Below are 10,338 nucleotides of genomic sequence, written 5' to 3' on the forward strand. Positions count from 1 at the left end.
TGCGGCAGCAGCAGCGCCAGCAGCCGCTCCACCACGCCCGGCGGCAAATCGTGGCCCATGCCTTCTATGCCCACCAGCCTGGCGCCCGGAATGCGGCGCGCGGTGTCCTCGCCGCAGGCAAACGGCACCAGCGGGTCGGCCTTGCCATGCACCACCAAGGTGGGCGTGCTGATGCTGGCCAGGGCCTTGGCGCGTGCGGCATCGCTCACCACGGCCACCATCTGGCGCACGATGCCCCTGGGGTGAAAACTGCGCGCCGTGGCGGCGGCCACGCGTTGGCGCAGCAGCGCCTCGTCCATCGCAAAACCGGGGCTGCCGATGGCCTTGAACAGCTTGACCGAATGCTCGATCGCCGCGTCCATGCCCTTGCCGGCCGGGCGGCTCAGCAGCGCGCGCAGCACCGCCGGCTCGGCCTGCGGCAGGCCGCGCGCACCGCTGGAACTCATGATGCTGGCCAGGCTCAGACAGCGCTGCGGTGCGGCCAGCGCCATGCGCTGGGCAATCATGCCGCCCATGCTGACGCCCACGATATGCGCCTGCGCTATCCGCAGCGCATCGAGAACGCCCAGCGCATCGGCCGCCATCGCCGGCAGGCTGTAAGCCGGTTTGCCGGAAAGACCCAGCCTGTACTTGAGGCCGGCCCACAGCAGGTTCGGCGTGCCCAGGTGGTCAAAGTGCTGGCTCAGGCCGGCATCGCGGTTGTCAAAGCGCACCACGCGGTAACCGGCATCGAGCAGGCCCTGCACCATGGCCGGTGGCCAGGCAATCAGCTGCATGCCCAGCCCCATGATGAGCAGCACCACGGGCCGGCCCGTGGCGTCGCCTGGGTGGCTGTCTTCAATTTCGATATCGATGTTGTTGGCTTTGATTTTCATAATGGATTATGGTCGCCGCCCCTTGAAGCGCGTCAATCATCGCGTTGCCCAAGCGCCTTTATGCATCCCCTGCCAACGGGGGCCGCGGAACTGGCTTTGTCAGGCCGCAGGCGCCGCCCCCTGCAAGGGGGGAGGAGGCTACACGCAGTGAGCCTCAAAGGGGGTGTTAAACAAATTCACGTTCCCGCAGCCACTTGGTGGCGACCCACTTTTCGCCGGCCCTGACCGGCTCGCCGCCGTGCAGGCTGCGGCTGGCCGGATGCGCCTGGGCATAACTGAAAAAAACCGCCTGGCCGCGCTGCGGCGCGACCTGCAGACCGAGGTCCGGAAACACCGTCGCGCCGCCCCGCGCCGCCGCCTGCAGGCAAATGATGACGGTGGCCACGCGCTGGCCGCCGCGCTGCAGGATGGCCTCCGAGCCGGGCTCGGCCGGGTCAAAGTAATCGTAATGCGGCTTGTACTGGGCGCCCGTCGCGTAGCGCAGCACCTGCAGGCCCTCGCCATTTTGCACCGGCCAGCGCAGCAGCCGGGCAATGCGGGCTTCGACACGCTGGACCACCGCGTTCTCGCTGCGGGTAAAAAACATGCCCTGGCTGGTGCGGTCACGGTTGCGCTCTTCACCGCCGGTCCGGGTGTCCACCGTCAGCGAGCGCGCCAGGCGCGGCCGGGCCGCTTCCATCAGCGCCTCGCACTCCGCCGCACTGAGCAGGTTGCCAAACACGATCAGCTCGGGGTCTGGCTGGCGCTGCAGCACCGTCACCCACTTGTCGCCGGCGTCCAGCGTGTCGCCCACGCCGGCCCTGGCCACGCAGGGCACGGCCAGCCGGGGCGGCGGGTTGACGGTCAATGGCTGCTTCATACCGGGCCTTGAAGGGCAGCGCGGACTCAGTCGGCCAGCCGGCGCCGGAACACCAGCTGGTCGGGCCGCGACACCGCGGGCTCAAAACGGTAGCCCTCGGCCTCAAAGTGTTCGAGTTTTTTGACGGCGACGAGTTTTTTCTCGATCGCGTAGCGCGCCATCAGGCCGCGCGCGCGCTTGGCATGAAAGCTGATGATCTTGTACTTGCCGCCCTTGAAATCCTCGAACACGCAGTTCACCACCGGGGCCTTCAGTGCCTTGCGGTCCACCGATCTGAAATACTCCTCGCTGGCCAGATTGACGATGACCGGCGAGGTATCGGCGGCAGCGCGTTCATTGAGGTAGTGGGCAATCTGCGGGCCCCAGAACTGGTACAGGTTTTTACCCCGGTCGGTGGCCAGCGGCGTACCCATTTCCAGCCGGTAAGGCTGCATCCAGTCGAGCGGGCGCAGCACGCCGTAAAGGCCGCTCAAGATGCACAGATGGCGCTGCGCCCAGTCCAGTTGCGGCCCGCTCAGGGTTTTCGCATTCAGCCCCTCGTAGACATCGCCGTTGAAGGCCAGCACCGCCTGCTTGGAGTTTTTGGCGGTGAAGCGGTTCGACCAGGTCTGGTAGCGCGCCACATTCAGCCCCGACAGCGCATCCGACAGCTTCATCAGCGTGCTGATTTGCTGCGGCGTCCGGGTTTTCAGCAAGTCGATCAGCTGGGCCGACTGGCGCGTGAACAAGGGCTTGGTGTAGGTCTGGATCTGCGGGGGGGTGTCGTAATCGAGTGACTTGGCGGGCGAGAGTAAAAACAGCATGGCTTGGGGCGTTGGAGGGAGAGACAGCGAGAGCGAAAGCGAAAGCCTGACTTTACGACAGCCGCGCTGCGCGCCGCGCCGCGCCCGCACAAACCCTTGCGCAAGTGCCGATTAGCGCAGATCGCTGACGAGCGAAGCCAGCGTCTCGGCCGCAATCGTCACATGCGCCGGGTAGTGGGTGTGGTCGCAGCCCAGCTTGACGCTGGCGCCGGCCTTGACCGCGGCGCACATGGCCGGGTCCAGCTCAAAGCGCACAAAATGCACGGCCGAGGTTTTCTCGTCGTTTTCACGGTCCATGTCTTCGTCGGCAATCGCATAAACACGGGCGTAGCCTTCGACCTCGACAAACAGCCGGTCTTCCACGCCGATCAGCCGGGCCAGTTCGCGCTTGCGTTCATTGACATCGGGGTACTCCAGCATCATGGTGGCTTTCCAGTTGCTGCCGTCGGGCATCAGCGGCGCATAGGCCTCGATCTCCTGCGCAATGCCGTCTTCCTCAAAGATTTTTTCAATCCGCAGCATTTCCTGGATCTGGTAGCGGATGCTGGTTTCGCTCTCAAACTGCAGGTTGATGTGCTCGCCCAGGCGCACGCTGCGCAGCTGGCGGTGTGCGATGATTTGCGCCTTGTGCTGCTTGCGGTACTTGCTGTAGGCCTCCAGCGTCATGAGGCTGCCTGCAGTGATCTTGCCGGTCGTTTGCATGGGAAATCCTGGAGGGGTTATTTCAGGCCGTAGGCCGTGCGTATCAGGGTCAGCGGGTGTATTTGCGGCGGCGCACCGAGCTGGTTGACCTCAAAGCCCTGGGCAATGTGGTGGCCGCCCAGCGGGCAGTCGCTGCTGATGACATCGGGCAGGCCGCCATCCTTGTGATTGGCCATGGCCTTGAACAGCGGCTTGCCGATTTTCATGGCCTGCTGGTGGTAGGGCAGCTTCACGCCAAAGGTGCCGGCGTGACCCGAGCAGCGCTCGTGCGTGTGCACGCTGGTGCCGGGCACCATCTTGAGCATTTCCTCGGTTTTCTTGCCGATGTTCTGCACCCGGCCGTGGCAGGGAATCTGGTAGCTGATCTTGCCCAGCGGCGTGCTGAATTCGGTCTTCAGCAGGCCATCGCGCTTGCGCGCCATCAGGTACTCAAACGGGTCCCACATGTGCTCCTTGACCAGCTGCACCTCGGCATCGTCGGGGTACATCAGCGGGATTTCCTGCTTGAACATCAGCGTACAGCTGGGCACCGCGCTCAAAATCGCAAAGCCGTCTCTGGCATAGCGGGCCAGCACCGGGATGTTGGCTTCCTTGCTGCTATTGACCGAGTCCAGGTCGCCCAGTTCGAGCTTGGGCATGCCGCAGCATTTTTCCTTTTCGACCAGCACATAGGGCACTTCATTGTGGTCCAGCACCTTGAGCAGGTCGTGGCCGATACCGGGCTCGTTGTAGTTGATGTAGCAGGTCGAGAAGATCACCACCTTGCCCGGCGTCTTGGCGCCGTCCCTGACCGGATGGGGCGGCGAGGCCAGCGCGCCGGAGCGGAATTTTTGCGTGGCCAGCTCGGGCAGCCAGGCGTTTTTATCGACGCCGAGCACTTTTTCCATCACGGCGCGCGCCGGTCTGGTCTTGTTGACCGCATTGGCCAGCTGCACCACGATGGGAATGCCGGCGAACTTGCCGTGCACGTCGGTCGAGGCCAGAAAGCGCTCACCCGCGCCGACCTCGCCTTTCTTGAACTTGATGGCCTTGGCGCGCAGCATGGTGTGCGGAAAGTCGAGGTTGAACTCGTGCGGCGGGACATAGGGACATTTGGTCATGTAGCAGAGGTCGCACAGATAGCACTGGTCCACCACTTTCCGGTAGTCTTTTTTGTCGACCCCATCGACTTCGCCGCTCTTGCTCGCGTCGACCAGGTCAAACAGCGTGGGAAAAGCGCCGCACAGGCTGACGCAGCGGCGGCAGCCATGGCAAATATCGAAGATGCGCTCCATCTCGTGCAGCGTCGCGTCTTCGTTGTAGTAGTCCGGGTTTTTCCAGTCGATCGCGTGACGCGTGGGCGCTTGCAGATTGCCTTCTGTGGCCATGGCTTGTCTCTGGTTGTGGGCTTGCGAAAGGATTGCGCAGAAACCCTTTCGCAAGCCGCTACGCCGGCCGGCGGCGCAGCGGAAAGCGAATTAATCGACCAGTTCGGCCAGCGCCTTGGTGTAGCGATTGGCATGCGAACGCTCGGCCTTGGCCAGCGTTTCAAACCAGTCGGCCACTTCGTCATGGCCCTCGTCACGCGCGGTTTTGGCCATGCCGGGGTACATGTCGGTGTACTCGTGGGTTTCGCCGGCTATGGCGGATTTGAGGTTGTCGCGGGTCGCACCGAAGGGCATGCCGGTGGCGGGGTCGCCGCACTGCTCCAGCCACTCGAGGTGGCCGTGGGCGTGGCCGGTTTCACCTTCCGCGGTCGAGCGGAACAGTGCCGACACATCGTTCTGGCCTTCCACGTCGGCCTTGTTGGCGAAATACAGATAGCGGCGGTTGGCCTGGGATTCACCGGCAAATGCGGCTTTCAGGTTTTCTTCCGTGCGTGAGCCTTTGAGAGCGGCCATGGAAATCTCCTTGGTGGGTGGGACAAATCAACTGAATTGAAATCAATCGCGAATGGCTCCGGGCAAGTCAGCCGAAGACGACCCTACCTTAGCCCGGTTGCAGCCCAGCGTCCATGGGCAGGAATCAATGCAGCCGATTGATAAAAGCTATTCGCTTGATAGCGGCAACCGGTGTTTTCCAATCATCGGCCGGCACCGCGCGCACCCTGGCGGCAGCGCTTGGCAAGCCCCGGCAATTACGATATAGTAAATTCATTACGCATAGGTAAATTCAATCTGCCGCCCTTGGGGTGGCTCAACGCTTCACGGAGTCCCGTTCATGCCTTCAGTCATCCAGGGGTCGAATTCGGCACTTTCGAGTCCCGACCTGCCCGCCGCCGCGCCCATCCAGCAGCTGCACCATTACGCCTACCGCGCCAAGGATGCCGAGGAAACCCGGCATTTTTACGAAGACATCCTGGGCCTGCCGCTGTACCACATCATCCAGAGCGACCATGTGCCCAGCACCGGCGAATACTGCCCCTACACGCATTTTTTCTTTCGCCTGCAGGACGGCTCCTTCATCGCGTTTTTCGACCTCGGCAACGACGAGGCGGCCCTGCCCTCGCCCAACACGCCGCTGTGGGTCAACCATATTTCGTTCCGCGTCGATTCGGTGGCCGACCTGCAGGCCATGAAAGCCCGGTTGCAGGCGGGCGGCGTGGAAGTGCTGGGCGTGACCGACCACCATATTTTCAAAAGCATCTACTTTTTTGACCCGAACGGTGTGCGCCTGGAGCTGACGGCGCAGCTGGCCGATGAGTTCAAGATGCAGCAGGAGAGCCAGACCGCCCACGCGCGGCTGGCCGAGTGGACGGCCCGCAAGGTACAGTGGCGCAAGGAACGCGAGCGCCAGCAACCGGGCCAGGCCGCCGAGGCCCTCAAACCGCAGCAAAACGACCGCCCCGAGTTCACCGGCAAGGCCGCCGCCAGCGCCTGAGGCGATTCGGAAGCGCCAGCAGGATGCTATATATTTGATAGCATCCTGCGCACGTTTTGTATGGGCTGGAGGCCAAAAACACCGATAAAACCAGACAGGAGCACCGCCACCATGCAGGAGACAAGCCCCCCCTACGCCGAAGCGGACTACAGCAACGGCTATGAATTTGCCGAGGGCAAAGGCTACACGCTGCCCGAATACCCGTTTGTCGCCCCGCCCGAGATCGCCAGCGGCGAAGTCCGGCGCTATCCCATCGTCATCGTCGGCGCCGGCATCACCGGCCTGAGCCTGGCCTGCGCGCTGGCGCAGTACGGCGTGGCGGCACTGCTGCTGGACGAGGACAACACGGTGGGCGTCAAGGGCGCGGCGTCGCGCGGCATCTGCTATGCGCAGAAAACGCTCGAAATCTTCCAGCGCCTGGGCATTTACGGGCGCATTGCCGGCAAGGGCGTGCAGTGGAGCGTGGGCCGCACCTTTGCCGGCGCGGACGAGGTCTATTCGTTTGACCTGCGCCAGCAGCAAACCCATTCGCTGAGCCAGCAGCCGCCCTTCATCAACATCCAGCAGTTTTACATCGAGGGCTTTCTGGTCGAGCAAATCAGCGCGCTGAACCGGGCCAGGCCGCTCATCGATATGCGCTGGAAAAACCGCATCACCGCCTTTTCGCAAAACGAGCAGTTCGCCAGCCTGACCCTCAGCACGCCGGCCGGCGACTACCGCCTGCAGGCCGACCATGTGATTGACTGCAGCGGCGCGCACAGCCCGTTTCGGGCCTGGTGCCATGCCGCCGTCACGGCCCAGAAAGGCGATGACCGCTGGTGCATTGCCGACGTGCGCTTCAAAAACCCGCCGCCGGTGGAGCGCCACACCTGGATCGAAGCGCCGTTCAACGAGGGGCGCGCCGTCTGGCAGCACCTGATGGCCGACGGCGTCTGGCGCATTGACTACCAGATGCCGCCCGAGGCCAGCCCCGAAGCGGTGAGCCGCGAGGACGTGGTGCGGGCGCGCCTGAACACCCAGTTTGGCCGCGAACTGAGCACCGAGGAATGCGAGATCGTCTGGGTCGGCCCCTATGCCTACCGCAGTGAATGCCTGGACCGGCTACGCCACGGCCATGTCTTTTTTGTCGGCGATGCGGCCCATGTGATGAGCCCGTTTGGCGCGCGCGGCGGCAACTCGGGCGTGCAGGATGCCGACAACCTGGCCTGGAAACTGGCCGCCGTGCTGCAGGGCCGCGCCAGCCCGCAACTGCTGGACAGCTACCACGAGGAGCGGCACGAGGCGGCCCAGCTCAATGTGCGCATCACCAACCGCACCACCCGCTTTCTGCGCCCGGCCGACGGCGCCGAACGGCTGTTTCGCACCGCCGCCCTCGGCCTGGCACGGCGCCACCTGTTTGCGCGCCAGCTGGTCAACACCGGCCGCATGTCCACGCCCAACACCTACACCCATTCCAGCGCCTGCGGCCCCAGCGGCGGGCGGGCCACGCAAAACGTGGCGCTGGCCTGGCCCGATGGCAGCCGGGGCGAGCTGATGGACCTGCTGACATGGGCCGATGGCCGCTTGCTGCTGCTGATTTTTGGCGACCTCTCGCCTGCCGCCGCGGCCCGGCTGCGGGCGCTGTCGGCCCGCGCCGACCTGCGCTGCGTGCAGGAGATTGCGCACGGCGAGGCGGCGGCCGGCGTGGAGCATGTGGTGGACCCGCACGGCCATTTGCAGGCCAGCTGCCATGTCTTTGGCCACGCCTGGGCGCTGCTGCGGCCCGACGGCTATGTGGCCGCCACCGGCGAGAGCATTGACGCCTCGCTGGTCAACGCGCTCGCGCTGGCGATGGGCACGGGTGGCCAGATGCAGGCCGGCACAGAAGGGAAAGCCGCATGAAAACCAGCCTCAACTTTCAGGACGCCGACGCGTTTTACGAAAAATTGCTGGACGCCCACCAGGGCCTGGCGCCCGAGGCGTCGGCGCTGCTCAATGCCCGGCTGATCCTGGTCATGGCCAACCAGCTGGGCGACAGCGCGCTGCTGCAGGCCTGCATCGAGGCGGCGCGCGAACCGGCGCCAGCGGCTTCCTGACGGCCCGCGCCAGCGGCGCCCGCCACGCATCGCCCGACCCTTGCGCGGGAGCGGAATCAGGCGCATTCTTTGGATGCGCTGCTTCGCTATTTGCCGACTTTCCCGCGCGTTCTGGAGGTCATCATGCGTGCTTCACCACTGCGGCTGCTGGTCGCCCTGCTCCTGTCGCTGCCGCCGGCGGTTTTCGGCCCCCCTGCCCTGGCGGCCACCGCGGCGCCGCTGTCGGCGCAGGCCACCCTCAACGCGCTGAACAAGGCCAGCGCGGCCGTGGTCGGCGTGCAGGTCACCGCCGCCGAGGGCGCGCGTTCGGCCGAAACGCTGGGGCTGCAGCGCAGCGGCTCGGGCGTGGTCATCAGCGCCGACGGCCTGGTGCTGACGATTGGCTACCTGATGCTGGAAGCGCAGCAAATTGAAATCGTCACGCAGGACAACAAAACCCTGCCGGCCGTGCCGGTGGCCTATGACATTGCCACCGGCTTTGGCCTGCTGCGCCCGCTGCTGCCGCTGCGCGGCGTGGCGCCGGTGCCGCTGGGCAACCTGCGGGACCTGCAAACCGGCGAGCCGCTGATGGCGGCCACTGGCGCGACGGCCGATGGCGACGACGCCGATGTCAGCATGACGCTGCTGGTCAGCAAGCGCGCTTTCTCGGGCAGCTGGGAATACCACCTCGACACCGCCATTTTTACCAGCCCGCCGGTCAGCGCCGGCCGGGGCAACCACAGCGGCGCGCCGCTGTTCAACCAGAAGGGTGAACTGGTCGGCATCGGCTCGCTGCTGGTGATGGACGCGCTGGGCGAAAACCGCCGCGTGCCCGGCAACATGTTCGTGCCGGTGGACCTGCTCAAACCGATACTGGCCGAGCTGCAGCAGTCGGGCAGCAGCCGGCAAAGCCGCCGCCCCTGGCTCGGCCTGACCTCCAACGACCAGGGAGGCCGGGTGCAGATCATGCGGGTCAGCGCCGACAGCCCGGCCGAACGCGCCGGCCTGCAGCCTGGTGAAGTGGTGCTGGCGGTCGACGGCGCCGAAGTCACCACGCTGGAAGGTTTTTACAAGAAGCTCTGGGCCCGCGCCGCCCCCGACGCGCCGGTCCGGCTGACCGTGCGCCACGGCGAGGAAGTCCGCACCATCGTGCTGGAGCCGCAAGACCGCATGCTGACCCTGAAAAAACCGTCCAGCATCTGATTTAGGGGTCAAATAGGCCTCCAGCCCTCATAGAGTGTGCGCAAGCAGCTATTAAATTTATAGCATTCACAGGTCACAACGCCATCATTCGGCGCCTGCCTCGGCAGCTGCGGCGGCGCCCGGTCCATCGAATAAAATCGGGCCAGTTCCACACAACCCCAGCGGCATCCCTGCGATGCCGTTTTTCATTGCCCCATGACCGAAGCTGCCCCCCCAACATCCGCCTCCCTGACTGCTGACGCCATCAAAGTGTCAGTCCCCACGCCGGGGCTGGACAGCCTTGCCAAGTCGTTCGAGCCCGCCGCCATTGAAAGCCGCTGGAGCCCGCAGTGGGAGCAAAGCGGCCAGTACGAGCCGACGCTGGACGCCACCAAGCCCTCGTTTGCCATCCAGCTGCCGCCGCCCAACGTCACCGGCACGCTGCACATGGGTCACGCCTTCAACCAGACCATCATGGACAGCCTGACGCGCTACCACCGCATGCGCGGCCACAACACGCTGTGGGTGCCCGGCACCGACCATGCCGGCATTGCCACGCAAATCGTGGTTGAGCGCCAGCTGCAAGGCCAGGGCATCAGCCGCCATGACCTGGGCCGCAAAAACTTCGTCGCCAAGGTCTGGGAGTGGAAGGAAGAGTCGGGCTCGACCATCACGCGCCAGATGCGCATGGGCGACTCGGTGGCCTGGAAGCACGAGTACTTCACCATGGACCCGAAGATGTCCAAAGTCGTCACCTCGACCTTTGTGCAGCTGTACGAACAGGGCCTGATTTACCGGGGCAAGCGCCTGGTCAACTGGGACCCGGTTCTGAAGTCTGCGGTGAGTGACCTGGAAGTTGAAAGCGAAGAGCGCGACAGCTTCATGTGGCACATCGAATACCCGTTCAGCAACGGCCCGCAAAAGGCCCTTGACGGCACCCCCCTGCGCGGCATGCACATTGCCACCACGCGGCCGGAAACCATGCTGGCTGACGGCGCGCTGGC

11 protein-coding genes are annotated in these 10,338 nt (G+C 64.8%); 5 read left to right on the forward strand and 6 right to left on the reverse strand.

Going from position 1 to position 10,338, the window contains the following annotated elements; genetic code table 11:
* The 6 genes from RMO23_RS14340 to RMO23_RS14365 form a co-directional block, all read right to left on the reverse strand.
* The coding region (locus RMO23_RS14340; protein WP_309682856.1) for an alpha/beta fold hydrolase at positions 1–875 on the reverse strand (875 nt) is incomplete at its 3' end.
* A gap of 166 nt (positions 876–1,041) precedes the next feature.
* Positions 1,042–1,734, reverse strand: coding sequence for a 2OG-Fe(II) oxygenase (locus tag RMO23_RS14345; RefSeq protein ID WP_309682857.1), 693 nt, complete (start codon positions 1,732–1,734; stop codon positions 1,042–1,044).
* A gap of 26 nt (positions 1,735–1,760) precedes the next feature.
* Complete coding sequence (yaaA, locus tag RMO23_RS14350; RefSeq protein WP_309682858.1) at positions 1,761–2,537, reverse strand: peroxide stress protein YaaA; 777 nt, start codon at positions 2,535–2,537, stop codon at positions 1,761–1,763.
* Positions 2,538–2,648: 111 nt separating this feature from the next.
* Positions 2,649–3,239, reverse strand: coding sequence for a DUF3501 family protein (locus RMO23_RS14355; RefSeq protein ID WP_309682860.1), 591 nt, complete (start codon positions 3,237–3,239; stop codon positions 2,649–2,651).
* Positions 3,240–3,256: 17 nt separating this feature from the next.
* Complete coding sequence (locus tag RMO23_RS14360) at positions 3,257–4,606, reverse strand: heterodisulfide reductase-related iron-sulfur binding cluster (RefSeq protein ID WP_309682862.1); 1,350 nt, start codon at positions 4,604–4,606, stop codon at positions 3,257–3,259.
* A 90-nt stretch (positions 4,607–4,696) separates the two neighbouring features.
* Positions 4,697–5,119 (reverse strand): rubrerythrin family protein, encoded by a 423-nt coding sequence (locus tag RMO23_RS14365; protein ID WP_011484607.1) that lies wholly within the window; start codon positions 5,117–5,119, stop codon positions 4,697–4,699.
* A 319-nt stretch (positions 5,120–5,438) separates the two neighbouring features.
* On the opposite strand from RMO23_RS14365, the gene RMO23_RS14370 reads away from it, so the two are divergent.
* The 5 genes from RMO23_RS14370 to RMO23_RS14390 form a co-directional block, all read left to right on the forward strand.
* The gene (locus RMO23_RS14370) at positions 5,439–6,098 is read left to right on the forward strand and encodes a VOC family protein (RefSeq protein WP_309682865.1); all 660 of its coding nucleotides are present in this window, start codon (positions 5,439–5,441) and stop codon (positions 6,096–6,098) included.
* Between the two features lie 111 nt (positions 6,099–6,209).
* On the forward strand, positions 6,210–7,979 hold the full coding sequence (locus tag RMO23_RS14375) for an FAD-dependent monooxygenase (RefSeq protein WP_309682867.1): 1,770 nt from the start codon (positions 6,210–6,212) through the stop codon (positions 7,977–7,979).
* Positions 7,976–8,173, forward strand: coding sequence for a DUF2783 domain-containing protein (locus tag RMO23_RS14380; protein ID WP_309682869.1), 198 nt, complete (start codon positions 7,976–7,978; stop codon positions 8,171–8,173). Before RMO23_RS14375 ends, RMO23_RS14380 begins: the two co-directional genes overlap by 4 nt.
* A 123-nt stretch (positions 8,174–8,296) precedes the next feature.
* Positions 8,297–9,355 (forward strand): S1C family serine protease, encoded by a 1,059-nt coding sequence (locus RMO23_RS14385; protein WP_309682874.1) that lies wholly within the window; start codon positions 8,297–8,299, stop codon positions 9,353–9,355.
* Positions 9,356–9,625: 270 nt separating this feature from the next.
* Positions 9,626–10,338, forward strand: a 713-nt coding sequence (locus tag RMO23_RS14390; protein ID WP_309682877.1) for a class I tRNA ligase family protein, incomplete at its 3' end; no start/stop codon positions are given.

Source organism: Polaromonas sp. (assembly GCF_031411155.1).
Lineage (GTDB): Bacteria > Pseudomonadota > Gammaproteobacteria > Burkholderiales > Burkholderiaceae_C > Polaromonas.